This window comes from Deinococcus aestuarii (assembly GCF_018863415.1).
Lineage (GTDB): Bacteria > Deinococcota > Deinococci > Deinococcales > Deinococcaceae > Deinococcus > Deinococcus aestuarii.
The window spans coordinates 74,049-91,519 of record NZ_JAHKSN010000021.1 but is presented as its reverse complement, the minus strand read 5'-3'; the positions used below and the strand labels follow the sequence as shown (position 1 = coordinate 91,519).

Annotated in this window: 17 protein-coding genes; 14 read left to right on the top strand and 3 right to left on the bottom strand. The window is 70.8% G+C overall.

The window, feature by feature from the left end:
* Window positions 1–102 precede the first annotated feature (102 nt).
* A complete protein-coding gene (locus IC605_RS19495; protein WP_216328100.1) occupies window positions 103–1,365 on the top strand; it encodes a vWA domain-containing protein in 1,263 nt (420 codons plus the stop codon).
* A 67-nt stretch (window positions 1,366–1,432) separates the two neighbouring features.
* On the opposite strand, the gene IC605_RS25270 is transcribed toward IC605_RS19495, so the two are convergent.
* A complete protein-coding gene (locus IC605_RS25270; RefSeq protein WP_216328098.1) occupies window positions 1,433–2,398 on the bottom strand; it encodes a ParB/RepB/Spo0J family partition protein in 966 nt (321 codons plus the stop codon).
* Window positions 2,388–3,182 carry a ParA family protein gene (locus IC605_RS19485; RefSeq protein WP_216328096.1) on the bottom strand — a complete coding sequence of 265 codons (795 nt, stop codon included), beginning with the start codon at window positions 3,180–3,182 and terminating at the stop codon, window positions 2,388–2,390. The genes IC605_RS25270 and IC605_RS19485 overlap by 11 nt, the downstream gene beginning before the upstream one ends.
* Window positions 3,183–3,763: 581 nt before the next feature.
* Between IC605_RS19485 and IC605_RS19480 the strand changes: the two genes are divergently transcribed.
* From IC605_RS19480 to IC605_RS25260, 8 genes are all read left to right on the top strand, one after another.
* Window positions 3,764–5,173, top strand: coding sequence for a replication initiator protein A (locus tag IC605_RS19480; RefSeq protein ID WP_216328094.1), 1,410 nt, complete (start codon window positions 3,764–3,766; stop codon window positions 5,171–5,173).
* 406 nt (window positions 5,174–5,579) lie between these two features.
* Window positions 5,580–6,146: a DUF6932 family protein gene (locus IC605_RS19475; protein ID WP_216328092.1), complete on the top strand. Its 567-nt coding sequence runs from the start codon at window positions 5,580–5,582 to the stop codon at window positions 6,144–6,146.
* Complete coding sequence (locus IC605_RS19470) at window positions 6,143–6,787, top strand: helix-turn-helix domain-containing protein (protein ID WP_216328090.1); 645 nt, start codon at window positions 6,143–6,145, stop codon at window positions 6,785–6,787. The genes IC605_RS19475 and IC605_RS19470 overlap by 4 nt, the downstream gene beginning before the upstream one ends.
* Window positions 6,788–6,869: 82 nt before the next feature.
* Window positions 6,870–7,322, top strand: coding sequence for an ImmA/IrrE family metallo-endopeptidase (locus tag IC605_RS25265; protein ID WP_216328088.1), 453 nt, complete (start codon window positions 6,870–6,872; stop codon window positions 7,320–7,322).
* Window positions 7,319–8,134: a bis-aminopropyl spermidine synthase family protein gene (locus tag IC605_RS19460; protein ID WP_216328085.1), complete on the top strand. Its 816-nt coding sequence runs from the start codon at window positions 7,319–7,321 to the stop codon at window positions 8,132–8,134. Before IC605_RS25265 ends, IC605_RS19460 begins: the two co-directional genes overlap by 4 nt.
* Window positions 8,134–8,583 carry an EVE domain-containing protein gene (locus IC605_RS19455; RefSeq protein ID WP_216328083.1) on the top strand — a complete coding sequence of 150 codons (450 nt, stop codon included), beginning with the start codon at window positions 8,134–8,136 and terminating at the stop codon, window positions 8,581–8,583. Before IC605_RS19460 ends, IC605_RS19455 begins: the two co-directional genes overlap by 1 nt.
* A 43-nt stretch (window positions 8,584–8,626) precedes the next feature.
* Window positions 8,627–9,001, top strand: coding sequence for a nucleotide pyrophosphohydrolase (locus IC605_RS19450; protein WP_216328082.1), 375 nt, complete (start codon window positions 8,627–8,629; stop codon window positions 8,999–9,001).
* 407 nt (window positions 9,002–9,408) lie between these two features.
* Entirely contained in the window at window positions 9,409–9,540 is a 132-nt protein-coding gene (locus IC605_RS25260) for a hypothetical protein (RefSeq protein ID WP_281416435.1), read from the top strand.
* Between the two features lie 141 nt (window positions 9,541–9,681).
* On the opposite strand, the gene IC605_RS19445 is transcribed toward IC605_RS25260, so the two are convergent.
* Window positions 9,682–9,915, bottom strand: a complete 234-nt coding sequence (locus tag IC605_RS19445; protein WP_216328080.1) for a helix-turn-helix domain-containing protein — start codon at window positions 9,913–9,915, stop codon at window positions 9,682–9,684.
* Window positions 9,916–10,010: 95 nt separating this feature from the next.
* Between IC605_RS19445 and IC605_RS19440 the strand changes: the two genes are divergently transcribed.
* From IC605_RS19440 to IC605_RS25460, 5 genes are all read left to right on the top strand, one after another.
* Window positions 10,011–10,850 (top strand): hypothetical protein, encoded by an 840-nt coding sequence (locus IC605_RS19440; RefSeq protein WP_216328078.1) that lies wholly within the window; start codon window positions 10,011–10,013, stop codon window positions 10,848–10,850.
* A gap of 178 nt (window positions 10,851–11,028) precedes the next feature.
* Window positions 11,029–11,574: a hypothetical protein gene (locus IC605_RS19435; protein ID WP_216328076.1), complete on the top strand. Its 546-nt coding sequence runs from the start codon at window positions 11,029–11,031 to the stop codon at window positions 11,572–11,574.
* A 59-nt stretch (window positions 11,575–11,633) separates the two neighbouring features.
* On the top strand, window positions 11,634–12,719 hold the full coding sequence (locus tag IC605_RS25255; protein ID WP_216328074.1) for a zinc ribbon domain-containing protein: 1,086 nt from the start codon (window positions 11,634–11,636) through the stop codon (window positions 12,717–12,719).
* Between the two features lie 409 nt (window positions 12,720–13,128).
* On the top strand, window positions 13,129–15,312 hold the full coding sequence (locus tag IC605_RS19425; RefSeq protein WP_216328072.1) for a transposase: 2,184 nt from the start codon (window positions 13,129–13,131) through the stop codon (window positions 15,310–15,312).
* Window positions 15,309–17,234: a UvrD-helicase domain-containing protein gene (locus IC605_RS25460; RefSeq protein ID WP_216328069.1), complete on the top strand. Its 1,926-nt coding sequence runs from the start codon at window positions 15,309–15,311 to the stop codon at window positions 17,232–17,234. The genes IC605_RS19425 and IC605_RS25460 overlap by 4 nt, the downstream gene beginning before the upstream one ends.
* Window positions 17,235–17,471 lie beyond the last annotated feature (237 nt).

The following is a 17,471-nucleotide window of genomic DNA, read 5'->3' as shown; positions in this document are numbered from 1 at the left end:
GCAGCCGAGGGCGCTTTCCCGGCTGCCCGTTCAGCCACGGCCCAGCCCGCTGGGCGGCATCTGCACCCGGAGGACCACGTCTGGCCTCCCCGGAGGTTCCCCATGACCCATCCCGCCCCCCTGCCCCGGGTCGAACTCCTCCCCCTGCGGCCTGCCCTGCCCGCCGGGCAGGCGACCGAACTCCCGGTCCTCGCCCGCCTCCATCCCGCGCCCGCCCCGCAGGCCAGCGAGGCGCGGCCGCCCCTGAACCTCGCGCTCGTCATCGACCGCAGCGGCAGCATGGACGGCCGCGCGCTTCGGATGGCCCGCCTCGCCACCCAGGTCGCCCTCCGCGCGCTGGCGCCGCACGACCGGGTGAGTGTCGTCACCTTCGATCACACGGTGCAGACCCTCCTGCCCCCGCAGCCGGTCACAGACCCGGAGGCCCTCTGCGCGGAGATAGATGCGGTCACCGCCGGGGGTGCCACGGCCCTGCACGCCGGCTGGCTGGAAGGCGCCCTGCTCGCCGCCCAGCACCACGACCCGCGGGCCCTCAACCGGGTGCTGCTGCTCAGCGACGGGCGGGCGAACCGGGGCGAGACGCGGCCCGACGTGATCGCCGGGCACGTGCGGGCCCTCACCGCCCGCGGCGTCGGGACCAGCACGGTCGGCCTGGGCCGCAGCTACGACGAGGACCTGCTGCGCGCTATGGCCGACGCCGGGGACGGCAATTACGAGCACATCGAGGACGAGGCGGCCCTCCCGGGGTTCTTCGCGGCGGAATTGCACGGCCTCACGCGCACCACCGGGCACACGGTGAGCCTCGGGGTCGAGCCCAACCCGGCGCTGGGCCAGGTCCGCACCGAGCTGCTCAACGACCTCCCCGCCACGGCCCTGGGCCGCCGGCAGCTCCCGAACCTGGTGGCCGGACACCCGGTGGAGCTGGTCTTCACCCTTCAGGTGCCCGCCCAGCCGCCCCAGCCGGATCTGGGACTGACGCGGGTGCGCCTCGCCTGGACCGGCCGGGACGGCGTCCGTCGGCGGGTGCGGGCGCAGCTGAGCCTGCCGGTGATCAGCCCGGAGGTGTGGGCGGCCCTGCCCGAGAACGCGCAGGTGCGCGTCGCCGAGCAGTTGCTGCGCGCCGCGTGGGCCCGGCGCGACGCGGTGGGTTTCGCGGACCGGGGAGCGGTGGAGCGTTCGCGGGAGACCCTGGTCCGGCAACGCGGTCGGTTGCAGGCCTACGCGGCGAGCCCGGCCGTGGCGGCCGAGCTGGACGCGCTGGAGGCCCTGGACCTGGACTTCGCCTCGGACGTGACCCTGGCCCGCAAGCGCGCGCTGAGCCAGAGTTACGACCGCAGCCGCAGCAAACCCCAGCGCGGGGACTGATCCCGGGGGCCCAGCTGAGGGAGGAGACGCGCGGGGCGCCTCCTCCCCTGCAGGGTCTGGGCCCGGCTCAGGCCTCGCCCTCCGGCGGGCCTCCATCCAGCTCCCGTTGCAACTGCTGAAGCAGCCCCACCACCCGCGTTCGGCGCGCGCCGTCCAGGCGGTCGAGCTGGCGGGCGCCCAGGCGGCCCCGCACCTCCGCGGCCAGGGTGCGCCAGGCCTTGCCCTGGTGGGTGTCGACCACACCGGTCAGCTCCTTGAGGGAGGCCCCGGCCAGGGCCCTGTCCAGCAGCTCCGCGCGCAGCGCCGGGTCGGCCTGGCGGTGGATCAGCAGGGCGCTGCGTCCCGCGATCCGCCCCTCCCGCACCGCCGTCAGGAGGTCGTCTGGCAGCTGCAGCAGGGGCAGGTGGTTGGTGGTGTACGACTCCCAGGTCAGGGTCCCCAGCTGCTCGAACAGCCGGCGCAGCGCGGCCGTCTCCTCCGGAAACTGGTCGGGCGCGTTCCGCAGGGCGTGCAGCCGCCGCCCCACCTCCTGGGCGAGCTTGGAGGTGGTGGCCCCGGCACCCACGTCCAGGCCCAGCGCATCCACCACCAGCAGCAGGCGGTAGCTCGCCTCGTCCACCGGGTCGAGGTTCTCCCGCTGCAGGTTCTCCACGGCGCTGAGCCGCCGGGCCTCCCCGTCGTCCAGCGTCACGATCAGGCACGGCAGGGTCCGGGGCGCCTCCCCCTCCAGGCTGGCGACCTCCTCCGGGGTCAGGGCCAGGGACGCCGCCACCTCCGGGTCGCTCGCCCGCCAGCGGCGCTCCCCCGCCACGATCTCGTAGTGGCCGCCACGGGTGGGGTGGGGGCGGACCACCAGGTTCTGCCGGACCCCCTCGGCCCGCACGCTGCGGGCCAGGGCCAGCAGCGCCGACCGGTCGAAGCTGCGGCGCGGTTGCCAGGGGGCCGGCACGAGCTGCTCGCGCCGCAGCTGGCGCAGGGTCCCCTGCGCGGCCACCCGGCTCAGCCCCCCGTCGAGCAGGTCCTCACGCGCCATGGTCGCCCCCCACCTCCCTGAGAAAGCGCTCCGCCACCGCCATCACCTCGGCCCGACCCTCCCCCTGGTCGAGTTGGGGCACCGGGACGGCCCGTTCCATCGCCGTGGGGTAGAGCCCCGGGCGCTGCTTGATCACACCGAGCGTGCTCCCGAACTGTTCCGTGATCTCCCCCATGTACCGCCGGGCGAGCACGGTGTTCGGGGCCTGGGTGATCACGGGCGGCAGCACCCGCAGCCCGGGGTTGAGGCGGTGGTAGTGCCCCTTCTCCACCCGGGAGCGGATGAAGGTGCCCGCCCGCAGCCCCTTGCGGTTGGGCGGGATAGGCAGCAGCACCCGGTCGGCCGCCAGCAGGGCCAGCGTGGCCATGTCCCCCAGGGTGGGGTTGGTGTCGATGAAGACGAAGTCGTACTCCCCGGCCGCCCGCACCTCCTCCAGCGCGTACCGCAGGCCGACGACCATGCTCACGTCGGCCTTCAGTTCCTTTTCCAGGTTGTAGAGGGTGATGCTGCTGGGGATCAGGTCGAAGCCGAAGGTCGGACGAGGCCGGGGCAGCGCCCCCGTGCCCAGCACCGCGGGTCCGACGGTGCAGGCGAACGAGTCGTCCGCGTTCTCGAACTGCTCGTCGACATCCACGCCGAGGCTCACGCTCAGGTCGGCCTGGTGGTCGGCGTCGATCAGCAGCACCCGGTGGCCCAGGAGGGCCAGGGCGGTGCTCAGGTCACGCGCCGTGGCGCTCTTGGCCACGCCGCCTGCGTAGCTGTGGATGGTGGTGATCAGGGTCATGGCTTCTCCTGCCGTTCTGGAATCACGTGATTCTAACGTCACTCCGGCCCGGCGGCCGCGCGCCACAGCGCCCCACCACAGGTCAGGCAAAAGCGGCCCGGCGGATAGCGATACCTTTGGTCCGAACCGGCACCGAAGACCCCCGAAATTGCCCGGCTTACGGTCGGCCGATGGGGCGGCACCGTAGCGACACCTTTGGTCCGTCCCAGGTCTGAGGGGAGAAAAGGTGCTCTACAGCGACATTTCCTGGTAGCGATACCTTTGGTCCGTTTTCGCCACGGGTAGCGATACCTTTGGTCCCACGCGAACGGGGAGCCTAGCGATACCTTTGGTCCGTTCTGGGGGTTTCTGTCGGCTGAGGCGATGTTCTTTGCGCTACGGCGTGTTTTCGCGGCCAAAGTTATCCACAGCGATACCTTTGGCCCCTTCCCCCCCAGAACTAGCGATACCTTTGGTCCGTTTCCCCCGGAACTAGCGATACCTTTGGTCCGTTCGGGACGGAAAACACCGTCCTGGCGGGGGGAGACGCCTGCGCTTGTTGTTGTTCTTTTATATCTTTTAAACAGAAAGGAACAACACCCATGCGACCAGCCAAAAAACCGGGTCAGGTCACGCTCCTTGACGAGCGCAACATCGCGCGGCTCGGCATCGTCAGCATCCAGACCCGGCTGGGTCCGGAGACCCGCTGGACCAGCGAATTCCAGATCGGAGAGCGCCGCTACCGGGTGGAGGGCCGCTCGGCCGACGGCCGGCCCCGGGGGGGCGACACCAACGTCATCCTCGGCATCGAGACCCTGTTCGGCCTCAAGGGCACGCCCGAGGACAACTGGCTGCACACCAGCGCCTACGAGTTGCGGGAGGCCAGCTTCCTCGCCAACAACGGCAAGAACTACCACCGGCTGCGCGAGTCCCTCCTGCGGCTGTGGTCGACCGGGTTCATCGTCAGCGAGGGCTGGGTGGCCGACACCGGCCGGACGACCTGGGCCAACCAGACGCTGCGCCTGATCGACCGCATCACCTACTGGGACCAGAGCGAGGGAGCCGACCCCGACGCGGACCGGGCCCGGCAGCTCGTTCCGGACGCCACCCTCAGCATCAAGCTCGGGGACCAGCTCGCCGCCAGCATCCGGGCAGGTTACACCCAGGCCCTCGACGGCCGGCTGCTGCACCAGATCGAGCAGCCCCCCGCGCGGGCGCTCTACCGCCTGCTGGAGGCCCACCGCTACCGGGAGACGGGCGTGCGCGCCGAGAGCATCTCGGTGGGCCTTGAGGACTGGCGCGCGGCCTGCGGCATCAGCGACGGCAAACCGTCCCGGGTGCTGCGGACCCTCGACGAGGCCCATCAGGAGCTGATCGCGCAGGGCTACCTCGAGGAGGTGCGGCCGGAGGGCCGGCGGGGTCAGCTCACCGTCACCTACGTCTTCCGGGCGGCCGACGCCCCGGACCCCTCGCTGGTGCAGGCCCTGCGGGAGGCCGGGGTCTCCGCCCCACGCGCGAACGTCCTGGCCAAGCAGTACCCGGACCGCGTTCCGGGAGCGCTGACCTTCCTGGAGCACCGCCGGAGCGTCAGCACGACCCCTGTGCGCAATCCGGGCGGCCTGCTCGCCGACTACCTCGAACATCCCGAGAAGTACGTGGTGCCGGAGGGGGTCGGCCCGACACCTGCCGAGGAGCCGGAACGCGTCCGGGAGCGCCAGGCGCGCGACCGCAGGGCCCAGGAGCAGGCCGCCCAGCAGCAGTTCGAGGCCGAGCAGCAGGTGCTCCTCTCGCTGCCGCCCGAGGAGCAGTGGACGGCGGCGGCCCCCACCCTGAGGACCCTGCTGTTCCGGCGCCTGCGGGAGGGCGAGTGGCCGGAACTCGAACGCCTCTGCCGGGAGGGTGACCTCTCGGCCACCTCCCTCGTGCGGGAGGCCAGCGCGTACGCGGCGCGCGGCCAACTCCCGGAGTTCCTGGCGTCCCTGCGCCAGCAGTTTCGGCCGGCCTCGCCGTAGGGCCTGTCTCGACCCTGGCGGTTTCCAAGCTTCCGCGTAGTAGCCAAACATCCAAAAACGTTCCCGTTCAGGCCAGGAGCGCAGACGGGAGAAACCGACGTGACAACGGCCGAAGAGGGTAGGCGCCCGCGTAAGAGCGGCGTCGAGGCTGGCACCTTGGCCGGTAACTCATGTCCCCACTTGTCTGGTCAGTGAAGGGGAGGGCTTCGACGACGTGGCCCGGCAGCTTGAGCACGCGGCCCTGGTATCACCGTACATCTGGACCAGATGGGGGGACGAAGATCTGCGGCGGAGCCCACCTGAGAGCTCACCGTCGAACACGTCGCCCCGTCAGCATCCTCCTCAGCATCGCACCCTACTTAACATGCAAGTTTATTTTGGTGAACTTATGTGTTAAGATTGTCGTATGCCGCCGATCGACCCTATCCCGAACTTCGACCAGCGCGGCCTGCTGCCGGCGGGTGACTACCATGTCACCTTCGACCAGATCCGGGACTCTCATCTCGTCCGGGGTGACGGTTCGAGCGTGACATGGGATGTGGACTGGCGCCGGACGCTGGTCGACCACTGCGAGGTGATGGTACGGCAGTTGTGGGCGGCCGGGGTCACCACGGTGGTGCTCGACGGCTCCTTCGTCGAGGCCAAAGACCGGCCCAGCGACATCGACGGCTACTTTGAGTGCGACATTCGTGAGCTGGCCGCGCTCGTGGGACGGCTCAACGACGGTGATCCCGCGCGCCTCTGGGACTGGAATCCGGACCGGCGAACGCTGGACGCCGCCACCGGGAAACGTCAGTTACCGATGTGGCATCGCCACCACGTGGAGTTGTACCCGCATGTGGGGCAGCCCTCCGGCATCCCCAGTCGGCACGGGCATCCCCAGCTCTTCCCGGCCGCTTTTCGGCAGCAGCGCGGCACGTATGAACCCAAGGGCGTTCTGGTCGTGGTTCAACCACAAGGAGGAGTGCAATGATCAGGAACGACGCAGAGTACAAGCGGGTCCTCCAGCAGATCGAGGAGGGCCGGGCCCACTTCCACGCCCAGCGGGCCAGCTTCCAGGAGCAGGGCGTTCCCGCGGAGGCCGCCGACATCGCCCTCCAGGCCACCGAGAGTTTCCTGCTGGGCCTGGAGGAGGATGCGGCCGCCTACCTGAACGCCAAGAACGGCCACCTGGCCCCCCTGGACGACCTCAAGCACATCGGGCGCTGGCTGGTTCATGCCCGCATCGCCCGTGGGCTCTCACAGAAGGAGCTGGCCGAGCGCCTGGGGGTCTCCGAGGCACAGGTCTCCCGCGACGAGCGCAACGAATACGCCAAGGTGGGTGTCGACCGGGCCCAGGCGATCCTCGACGCCCTGGGGGTTTCGCTGCGCATCGTGGAAGAGCGGCCGGTCCTCATCCCCGGGGCGGAGGGCGCCGCCTACACCATCCCCTTTGAGCCCCACGGCGTGTCTGTCGCCGGCTCAGAGGTGGACAGCGAGCTGTACCGCATCGCGGGAAATTTCCGGGCCAAGAAGAATCTGTCGCCTGAAAAGTCGCGCCAGATCGCCCACGCCCTGAACCACCTGCTGAATTCGCTTTCCGACGACGACGTTCCGGCGACGAGACAGGAGTAGCCCTATGGCCAAGACCGACCCACCGTTCACGCACGACTACCTTGAACATCTTCAAAGGAACGCCGATACGCTGCGCGCACGGGTGGGAGCCGGTCCGGACGGGCCACTGGACCCTTTTGCCCTGGCGGTGGTCTTTGGCGCCCGCATCGAGTACCTTCCCGTGGACGTCGACCCCAGCGACTTCTCGGGCATGGTCACCATGCGCGGGGGCCGCCCCGTGATCGTGCTCAACCGGAGCATGGCCCCGGAGCGCCGGACCATCACCCTGCTCGAGGAGTTGTGCCACCTGCACTACCGGCATCCGGTGGAGGAGTGGGACGGTCAGGGGCGGCAACACACCAACGCCGTCGAGTCGGAGGCCTACCAGACCGGGGCCGCCGCGCTGCTGCCGGCCGTCGTCGTGGCCAAGGCGGTGTACAAGAACCGCGCGGCCGCCGACGTGGCCCGCGAGTACGGAGTGAGCACGGAGTTGTTCGAGATGCGCGTCAAGGTCCTGGGCCTGTGGCGCCACTACCAGGGGAGGAATGCCGCATGACGCCTGAGACCCAGCATTCGACGGAAACAACGCTGCTGAGGCGCTGGGAAGCCACACGGCCCGCGTCCCTGCGCGAGTTCGACCAGATTCCGATGGTGGGCGTGGACCTTGTGGAGAGCGTCAAGGCTGTGGCGCCGCGGCTGGCTGATCGGCGCGTCGTCTTCATGGGCGACCATGACGGCGTCAGTGTGCTCACCGGGATGTTCGCCTCCCGTGGTCTCGTGCCGGCACCCAGGAGCATGCACCTGCTCGACTTTGACGAACGTCTGGTCGAGCGGGCCCGGCAGGTCGCGGCGGAGTACGGTTTCTCTCACCTGCTGACCGCCGAGCTGTACAACGCCTTCGACGCGGTGCCCGCCCACCTCGTGGGCGCTTTTGACGCGTTCTACACGAACCCGCCCTACGGCATGAGCAACGGCGGCGAGAGCGTCCGGCTGTTCATGGGCCGGGCCATGGAGATGGCGAGCGCCCCGGGGTCGCTGGGCCATGTCGTGCTGCCCTGCGATCCCCAACGGCCCTGGACTCAGGATGCCGCCGCGCGCACCACGGATTTCGCCGAGGCGCACGGCTGGGACACCGTGGAAATGCTCTGTGAGTGCCACGGCTACCACCTCGACGACGACCCGCAGTTGCGCTCTGCGCTGCTCACCCTTCGGGCACGCGGGGGACACCGGGCACGCCTGCCGTGGCAGGGCCGGGACGTGGACCACCACGAGATCGCCCATTTCTACGGGCGGTCCGTCGCGCCCCCCTACCCCCGCTACATCCGGAGTGACGGGCGACGCGTGCACTCCACACCGGTGGCGTCCTAGTGCAGGAGGAGACGACGGCGCCAGCCACCTGGATTTTTCAGGCCAACCCCCGGGAGTACGACATCGCCGCGTCGCTGGCCACCGAGCGGGTGGAGCTGTGGAACCTTCGCCAGCACGCGTCCAAGGTCAAGGTGGGCGACCGCGTGCTGGTGTGGATCTCGGGCCGGGAGTCTGGCATCTACGCGGTAGGTGAGGTGATCAGCGCCCCGGTGGACCAGCCGGACTCTACCGTGGGGCGGCAGTACTGGAAGTCCGCGGGCGGCCACCAGGTCTGGCCGCGCGTCGAGGTGCGCTACAGCCGGGTGCTGCTCGACCGTCCCCTGTACAAGAAGTACCTGGAGTTCGATGTGGCGCTGAACAGGCTGGCGATTCTTCGTCAGCCCCGGGGCACGAACTTCGCCGTGACGGCAGACGAGTGGGAGGCCTTGAACAGTTGGTTGTCGAGCTAGGCCCTGTGCAGGGCGCTCATAGGGGTATGAAAATGTGTCAGTTATGGACGTAGAGGCACTGCAACAGGACCTTCGCCGGTTCTCGGCGCGCCGCGGCTGGGGGCGTCACCACAACCCCAAGAGCCTGGTGATGGCCCTGACCGTGGAGGTCGCCGAGCTGGTAGAGCATTTTCAGTGGCTCACGGAAGACGAGTCGTTTCGCCCTGCCGATCCGGAAGGCGTGCAGGAGGAGGTGGCCGACGTTCTGATCTACCTGATCCAGATCGCCGACCAGCTCAACATCGACATCGCCGAGGCCGTGAACCGGAAGATGCAGCGGAACGCCGACAAGTACCCTGAACCGGTGACCGTGCTGCGGACCGACGGTGGTCTTCACTCCCTGACTGAAGTGTGTCAGCGCGGCCCGGATGGGGCGTGAGACGAAACCTCCTCGGGAACTGAGCACGCGCAAGCGGCTCGCGTGGTTCATGACGTCATGCAGCACGGTATCCAGCAGGCGCTGCCCCTTCTCTTTGCGGTCCCCGAAATCCGGGTCTGGCTGCACGATGGAGACGACAACCGGAAGTTCTTGCCTGGGAGACGCTGCCAGAATCCACGGGGCATCTACCTGGGTCCCAGCCACCTCCAGCGACGCGCCTCCGGACCGGAGCCGCTCGTGCCGCCGCAGGTGCTGTTCCTGAACTCGGTGTTTTGCTGCCCAACCCGACGGCTTCTGGAGCCCGAAAGGGTGCAATAGGTATGCCGGGTGGATTTCGTCCCGGATGGGATGGAAAGCCCCAACGGTTGTTTCAGGGTAGATGTGATGAGAACGCGCACACGTACGCCGTGGGGATAGAGACCCACGAAGGCTTCGTCAAGGCCGTCACCGCTCAGCAGGAGTACGCCGACCTGTTCTTCTCCCCGGATGAGCTGATCCCGTACCTCGCCTCCAACGCTCACCTTCCCGTCAAAGGCTGATTCAGCCAGTTCCCGATGGCTGGTCGTGCCGAACATCCTCCCGGATGGCGTGGACATGAGCGGACAAATAAATGCTCCCCAGTCCCACCTCGCGCCGTTCCCGGGACCAGGCACGCTGGTCGTTCAGAACGCCGCCGCAGATCAGTTGGGACGCAGCAGCTCCCAGAGGGGCATCCCGAGCGCCCCCGCCAGGGCGGACATGTTGTCGATCGAGACGTTGCGTTCGCCCCGCTCCAGGCCCGCGATGTACGACCAGTTCATGTCCGCGAGGGCGGCGACGTCCTCGAGGGTCAGCCCGCGCCGATGACGCTCGGCTCTCAGCCTCGAGCCGAAGACGATCCGGTCGGCGCTGGGAGGACGTTTGGTACTGGGCACCGCCCCAGCGTCCCGCCCTGGCGACGGCCGAGTACAGTCGATCGACGTACTATCAGTCGTAGTACAATACGGAAGTACTTCCCCCAGGAGAATGCATGCGAAAAACGATGTGGTTGACCCTGCTCAGTCTGCTGACGGCCGCCGGCGCGCAATCCGCTCCCCGGGCCAACGTGTTCGCCATCGACGTGGTGCCGGAACAGCAGCAAATCGCCGTCAGCCTCGACGTCGATCTGGGATTCCCGCTCGGCAAACGGGTGGCCGTGCTGGAACTGGACTGCGCCAAGAAGACGCCGGCGAAAGTGACCGGGTACAAGGAAAGCTTCGAGGGGTACGGCGAGGACCCGGAGGGAGCCAAGGGTGTGCTCGCGGCCAGGGTCGTGCAGGTGGCGGGCCAGAGCGCGACCGTCAACGCCTGGTACCGGCCGCTGACGTTCTCCTGCCAGCAGGGGCGGGTCACCCTCGACTACAGCAAGCTGGCGGCCGATCCCGCGGCCCTCTTCGCCGTCCACGGGATGGATACCCGCCTCAACATCGAGCGTGTCGCCACGAGCACGAGCCTGTCCTTCACCGTGCCGGTGATGTCCCGGGCGGGTACGGGCGGCAACGCGCAGTCCGCCGGCGTGAACATCCGTATCCGGTCCTCCGGGCGCCGGGTCATCGAGGCCGTGAACGTGGGGGGCGTCGCTCGCAGCGGCAAACAGGCCCTGTTCCTGTACAACGCGGGGACCAAGACCCTCGCCCCACTGCAGTACGGAGGCGACGACGCGGGGGCACGGAAGGTGGTGGGCCAGGCGGTAGGCAACACCGTCGAGCTGTACTACGCGCCCGACTACTCCGTGCCCACCGGCTGGCGCAAGACGACGATCGACCTGATCAAGTCGCTCATCTGGTGGGCGCCGGCCTCGATGCCCGCCGGGGCGAAGTTCGCCCGGTAGGAAGCGGTTCAGAGCGGGCGACGTTTCGACGTCGCCCGCTTTTCTTGGTGCCGGGCCTGGGAGCGGCACCCGCTCACCGGCGGAGCAAAGCATTCACCCGGTTCCCGGGTGAGGGGGAGGAGGCAGTCGCCAGCGACTGACTTCCCACTCCGGTCCCTCCGGGCCGTTGGAGCCGCCCATGCCCACACCGCCGCCCCTCACCCGCGCCCACGTTCGCCTGCTCGGCCTCGCCCAGGCCGCCCCGACCCCCCCGCCCGACGCGGAATCCGCCCTCTCCGCCGTGGTCGTCGAGCCCCACGCCCGCCGGGCCCTGATCCGGCAGCTGTACCTGACCGGCCGCGCCCAATGGGGGGTGACCTTCGGGGAGCGGATAGGGGAGACCCTGCACGTCCACCACGCCGCGCCCCACGGCCCCCGCTGGGCGGAGCCGCCGCCCCAGCCCTACGCCTACGACACCCGGTACCTGCTGGGCTACGTCGACGCCCTCGTCGCGGAGCACGGCGGCCGCATCGACTGGCAGGGCGTGTGGCGGGTGGCGCCGGACAGCCGCTCCCCGGACCTGCGGGAGGTCCTCGCCTGGGTGGGCGCCGCCGCCGGGCAGGGCCTGTGCGACGACCGGTCCCCGCTGCTCACCGCCGGCTGGCTCGAGGGGTCGCTCTCCGTCCGGGCCTACCACCTGCAGGACGACGAGCCCCTCGAACTGCCCGTCCTCGTCCTGCGCTGAACGCCGTTCCCCCAGGCCACCCGACCCGGGTGGCCTGGCCCCTTGTGGAGGTCCCGACCATGGCCAGACACGACCCCGACCGCTACTGGGTGCAGATCAAGACGCCCAGCTACCCCGCCGTCCGGCGCCTCACGCGCCGGCTCCAACCGCTCGCCGGGGGCCACACACTCTGTGGTCCGGTGACCGAGGCCGTGTGGCAGGTCCGGCCCACGACGGAGCTCCTCGTCCTCTCCGACGAGGAGCTCCGGATCGACGGTGAGGTCCTGCACGCCGAACTCAACCACCTGCCGACCCACGCCTACTGCGCCCTGGTCGCCGGCTCGCCCGAGTTCTCCCAGTACGGCCACCTCGGCCCCCTGTACGACCTGGTGCGGCGGCCGGCCGGCACCTGGACCGTCACGTCGTTCACGGCGCTGCTGGAGGAGACGGTCCGCGCCGGGCGGACGGGAGACCGGGAGCCGCGGCTGGTGGTCCCGCCCCGGACCTACGCCGCCGAGTGGTGGCCGGGGGAGACGTACCTGGGCCTCACGCCGCGGGGACACTGGATGCTGGCCCTGACGTTCCGCGCCTCGTACCGGCCGGCCGGGCGAACCCGGGTGAAGGTGGCGGTCGGCCTCGACCTGGGCCTGGACCCCCTGACGGTGGCGTACGACCGCACGGGTGAGAGCCGCATCTTCCCCCCGACGTCGCTCGAGCACCTGCGTTCGCTGGGCCGGGTCACGCTGAGCGCCCCGGCGCGGCGCCTGCTGCACCACCTGGTGTACGCGTCGGGGCGCCAGGACGCCGAGCGCGTGATCGGCTTCCTCAACTGCACGGCCAGCCACGTCTACGCCGAGCGGCTCACCCACCGCGGGATGTCTCCCGGGTTCGTCCACACCGCCCGGGAACGCGCGGTCCACGACCACCACTTCAGCCACCTCAGCCAGCTCCTCCACACGTCGGGGGTCGTCTTCCGCCGGGTGCCGGCGGCCTACACCAGCGTGACCTGTGCGCGGTGCCTGGAGCGCGACGGCGTGGAGGTCCGGGGCCGCCGGGAGGGCCGGCGCTTCTCCTGCCCGCGGTGCCGCAGGACCGTCCACGCCGACGTCAACGCCGGCCACAACGTGCTGCTGAGGGGCCTGCGGCTCCCGCCCCTGCACCGCTGAGCAGGCTGGAACTCCGTCCTGACCCAAAGCCTTCTCCACCCGCCCGGGGGCTGTCCCAGAAAAAAACACACTAACTAGCTGGGCACCCGCCCGTCTTTCTGGCTTCATCTGATGTTAACCTAAAAAAGTGCCTCAAACCGACGTTCCCGGCCTCCCCCAGCTCATCGTCCTGGGGGAAGCCGTGGGCCTGGTCACGGGCACCCTCACGGTTGATTCGGAGCCCTGCTCCTGTGGAGGGCCCCGTCGCCGCGACGGCCACGTCTCCATCAAGCTGTGGGACCTGCCGCGGGGCCGGGAGCCGACCAGGCTGCACCTGACCGCCCAACGGTGGTGGTGTCCCGCCGGATGTGCCCAGCCCGACCCCTGGGGGGCTGTTCAGGCGCGGAGCGTCGGCGGACGGCGGCCACGAATGACCCAGCGTCTGCTGGATGAACTGACGGGACGTCACCTGCGCGGTGCTCCCGCGAGCACGCTGGCGGCCTGGTGCGGCGTGACCGCGTCCGGGCTGCGCCCGCTGCTCAAACAGGTGACCGAGGAGAGGCTGGCCCGGCCCCGGCTGGCCGCACACTGGGCGGCCGTGACCCACCTGGGAATCGACGAGCTGTTCTGGCAGGGCCGGGTGTTGTGCGTGGTCGTCAACCTGGTGAGCGGTGAGCTGCTGGACATCCTGCCCGACCGCGAGAAGGACACGCTCAGGGCGTTCCTGACCGAGATGAACAGCCTGCGGCCGGGCTGCGGGGCCCCGGTGGTCGCGACCGACATGTGGCTGCCGTACCGGGAGGTGCTGCGCGAGGTCTATGGCGCCGGCTTGAGTCACGTTTGCGATCGATTTCACGTCCAGGCCAAGGTGGGGATGGACCTGAGGGACGCGGTCCGTCTCATTCTCCCGGCGTCGGCCATGCGGCCCAGGCAACTGCGTCGGGTCAACGAGGCGTTCGTGCAGGCGCTGCGGTCAGGTGAGGTTCGCCTCCAGGTCGAGGGGATCACGGCGCGGGAACGCGAGGTGCTCGCCACCCTCGTGGAGCTGGCGGTGCAGGCGGCCGGGATCTGGCGAAGCGCCACGGTCGAGGAGGCCCAGGGGCGGCTGTCGGACTGGATGTGGCAGCGCGCCCTGACCCAGCTGGCGTTCCGACAGGAGGGACGAACCGGGCAGCCGTTCGCACGCCTGGAATATCTGCTGCAGGCGTGGCGTGAGGAAATCCTGGCGTACTTTGATCCCGCGTGCGCATTGCCGGGCGGCAGGCGGCCGTCCTCGGGCCGGGTGGAGAGTGCCAACGGGCGCCTGCGCCAACTGCTGCGGGAGAGCTGGCACGCGCGGCGACGCCCCTACGCGGCGACCGCCCGGGACTGGGACGAGCAGGGCCAGTACGAGCGGCTGTGGGTCAGGGCGATGCACGGGCTCAATGTGGCGGCCGGGCCCCCTGAACGGCTGTCCGTCCGGCTGCGGCCGGGCGTTCCCCCCTGCCCGTGCGGTGTGCCCGCCGAGCGCCTGGCGGTCACCTGGTCCTATCAGGCCGCGCTGTGGGACCGTCCCGCCGGACCACATCACGTCCGCGCCGTGGCGGAGACGGCCGCCACCCGGTGCCCGGAGTGCCGCCGCCGAGGCCGGCTGCGGGTCGACGTCCAGCACGGGATGACGCGGGCCCTGCAGGCGGACCTCCGGGAGTGGCGCCGGGAAGGGCTCAGCCTGCGGACCCTGCACCGCATGACCGGCGTCTCGGCCGGGCGGCTGCGGGCGGCGACCGAGAGGGCCCTGGGGGCGCCGGCCGTGAGGCCCCCGGGGCTGATCGGCCTGCAACGCTGGCGGTGGCGGGGCCGCGACCGGTGGGTCGTCACCGATCCGGAGCAGGGGACCCTGGTCGACCTGCTCGAGGGGCCGGAGGAGGACGATTTCGGCGCGGTGGTGGCTGAGCTGCGGGAGTGGCTGACCCTCGCCCACCGCCGGGGCACCACCCACGTGATGGTGGGGGACCTGGCCTGGGCCGGCCACCTGCCGGGTCCCCTGACCGGCCTGGCCGACCGGTTCACGGTGATGACCGCGGCCCACCGGGCGCTGCGCGAGGTCCTGTGGCGCGTGACCATGTCCCTCCCCGTCGCGGCCCGGCGGGCGCCGGAACTGCACCGGCACCGGTTCGTCGTGCTGGCCAATCCGGACCGCTACCGGCGGCTGGAGGACCACCTCGCCCGACCGGAGCTGCTGGCGAAGCGGTCGGTCCTCCAGCACCGGTTCCAGGCCGTGCAGGTGGCGACGGCGCTCGTCGACGAGCTGCGGACGCTGTTCGCCCTGACCGACGAGGACGCGCTGCGCGAAGCGCTCGACACCTGGCTGGAACAGGTCGACCTCCACCGGACCGTCGAGGACACGGTGGTGGGGGCCAGGAGCCTGCGGTTCGGGTTCCGGGACGCGGCGGCGCTGCTGGAGGAGTACCGGGACGCCGTGGTGGGGGGGCTGCACCTGCAAGCGGCCCGCGGCCTCAGCCTGGGGGCGTCGCGCCGGTTGCTCCGGAGCCTGAACGAACATCCGGCCGCGGCCCAGGGCGACTTCGAGTTTCTGAGACGTTCTGCCCTGTACACCCTGGGGGGCCGCCCGTGAAGGGGCCCCCGTTAAGCGGCGCCCAGGAGGCGGTGCGCGTCGCCCCCACCGTCCGCCGCATGCATGTCGGGGCGGTGGCCGGGGCGGGCAAGACGCGGGTGCTGCTCGACCGGGTCCGGTACCTGGTCGGTCAGGGTGTGGAGGCGCGGCGCATCTGGTTCGTGGCGTTCAGTCGGGCCGCCCGGGGCGAACTGGAACGGCGCCTGAGGCGGGAGGGCCTGCACTGCCGGCCGCAGACCCTTCACGCCCTGTGCCTCGCTCAGCTCGGGGGCAAGCGGCGGGTCGAGGTCCTCGAGGACCGGCATCCCGCCTGGAAGGCCGTCGTCGCGGAACTGGAGCTCGTGCACACCAGGTTCGATCGGCCCCTGACCCGCGTCCTGGAGCAGGTGTGGCAGGTGCCGCCGGAGCAGCTCGACCCCGCCCGGCGGCGCCTGCGCGAGGACGCCGGGCGGCGGCTGCGCGCGTTGGACGCGGCCGCCGGGCGCCGGCACCTCACCTTCGCCGGGCTGCTCGCGGAGGTGCGCGCGCGGTGGGGCCGCGATCCGCGGAGCCTGGACGCCCTGCGGGCCCAGTTCGACCACCTCATCGTCGACGAGGTCCAGGACATCTCGCCCCTCCAGGCCGAGCTGGTCGAGCGGCTGGCGGGCGACCTGCCGCTCCTGACCGTCGGGGATCGCGACCAGTCCATCTTCGGTTTTCAGGGCGCCACGCCGGACGTGTTCGACGGGTTCGCCGCCCGCGCCGACCGAGGTCACGTGCTGGACGTCACCTACCGCTCCCCGGCGCAGCACGTCCTGGCCGCGGAGGCGCTCACCGGGCGGGTCATGGTCCCTGCGGCCGGCTTCCGCGGCTCCCTGGCCGTGTACCGCATGGACAGGTCGGCCGACCTGATCGAGGGGCTGGTCACGGTGGTCGGGGGCATGGCCGAGACGGCCACGACCGCCCCCGTGGCCGTGCTGGCGGCGACCAACGAGGAGGTCGGCGCCGTAACGGGCTGGTTGCGGGAGGCGCACCTGGTGGTGAGGGCGTCCAGCGAGCGGGACCGGGTGTCCGACCCGTACTGCCGGGACGTCCTGTGGCCGGTGGCCCAGTACCTGGCGCGGCGGGCGGACCCGCGGGGACCCCACCCGCTGCTCGCCCTGGCGCCGACCGACGACGCGGACGAGCGGGACCTGCTGCACGCGGCCTGGCGAACCGGCCGGACCGTGAGCGAGGTCCGGCGGGTGCTCGCGAATCCCCGCCTGGGGGAGCTCCTGGGGGTCTGGGAGCACCTGCAGGACTGGCGGGGTTCCCTGACGGAGCTGCCCGATATGTTGCGGACGGTCCTGCCCATCCCGTGCAGCGACGTGGCCCGCCATCACTGCCTGCGCGCCGAGGACGCTCAGGACCTGTGCAACCGGCTCGGCGCGCAGGTGCCCGAGGGGGGCGTGCAGGTGGTCGTCAGCACCATCCACGGGGCCAAGGGCCTCGAGTGGCCGCAGGTGGTCCTGTACGACGGTGGGCAGGCCCAGGGCCGGGACCCCCGGACCCCCGAGGAGGAGCAGGAGGCCGTCCGGCTGCGCTATGTGGCGGTCACGCGCTCCACCCGGGACCTGGTGGCCCTGCTGCACCGCGACTGCCACCCGGCGTACGACCGCATGTTCGCCCCGGAGGTGCTGGGCCGGATCCGCCGTCTCGAGGAACTTTTCGGCGAAGGCCCGGCAGGGCACCTGGACGAGACCCGAGTCGCCGCCGACCTGGCCGCGTCCGCGCCGGTCCTGCGCTACCTGCGGGAGTTCCCGGCACACCTCCCTCCCGAGAGGCGGCGGCGGCTGGACGCGGTCCTGGGCCGTGACCCGGGGGAGGACCGTCCCCCATCCACGCCCCCGCGGGTCAGGCGGATTCCGCTGGTCGGGAGGCCGGCGCGGCCAGAGGCGGATTGACGCGGCCCATCTGACCCGGACCTCCGAAGAGCCCGCGGGCGGCGGTGGACGTGGGCTTTCGAACCCTCCCGCCTAGCGGGACCCTGATGGTCATGGAGCGGAAGTCCCCGGTGGCGCGCGTGGTCCCCGTTCCGGCTCGTGGGACGTGGGCGACGAGGTGGGCCCGCCTCAACCAGGCAGAGAGGAGGTGACAGCGTTCACCCGCCACAGGCGGGTCAGGGTGCGGCCGCTTTTCGT

Bases quoted from the DNA above. Each gene is read 5' to 3' on its own strand.
- IC605_RS19495 (WP_216328100.1), top strand. From the start codon at position 103: ATGACCCATCCCGCCCCCCTGCCCCGGGTCGAACTCCTCCCCCTGCGG.
- IC605_RS25270 (WP_216328098.1), bottom strand. From the start codon at position 2,398: ATGGCGCGTGAGGACCTGCTCGACGGGGGGCTGAGCCGGGTGGCCGCG.
- IC605_RS19485 (WP_216328096.1), bottom strand. From the start codon at position 3,182: ATGACCCTGATCACCACCATCCACAGCTACGCAGGCGGCGTGGCCAAG.
- IC605_RS19480 (WP_216328094.1), top strand. From the start codon at position 3,764: ATGCGACCAGCCAAAAAACCGGGTCAGGTCACGCTCCTTGACGAGCGC.
- IC605_RS19475 (WP_216328092.1), top strand. From the start codon at position 5,580: ATGCCGCCGATCGACCCTATCCCGAACTTCGACCAGCGCGGCCTGCTG.
- IC605_RS19470 (WP_216328090.1), top strand. From the start codon at position 6,143: ATGATCAGGAACGACGCAGAGTACAAGCGGGTCCTCCAGCAGATCGAG.
- IC605_RS19460 (WP_216328085.1), top strand. From the start codon at position 7,319: ATGACGCCTGAGACCCAGCATTCGACGGAAACAACGCTGCTGAGGCGC.
- IC605_RS19450 (WP_216328082.1), top strand. From the start codon at position 8,627: ATGGACGTAGAGGCACTGCAACAGGACCTTCGCCGGTTCTCGGCGCGC.
- IC605_RS19440 (WP_216328078.1), top strand. From the start codon at position 10,011: ATGCGAAAAACGATGTGGTTGACCCTGCTCAGTCTGCTGACGGCCGCC.
- IC605_RS19435 (WP_216328076.1), top strand. From the start codon at position 11,029: ATGCCCACACCGCCGCCCCTCACCCGCGCCCACGTTCGCCTGCTCGGC.
- IC605_RS25255 (WP_216328074.1), top strand. From the start codon at position 11,634: ATGGCCAGACACGACCCCGACCGCTACTGGGTGCAGATCAAGACGCCC.
- IC605_RS19425 (WP_216328072.1), top strand. From the start codon at position 13,129: ATGACCCAGCGTCTGCTGGATGAACTGACGGGACGTCACCTGCGCGGT.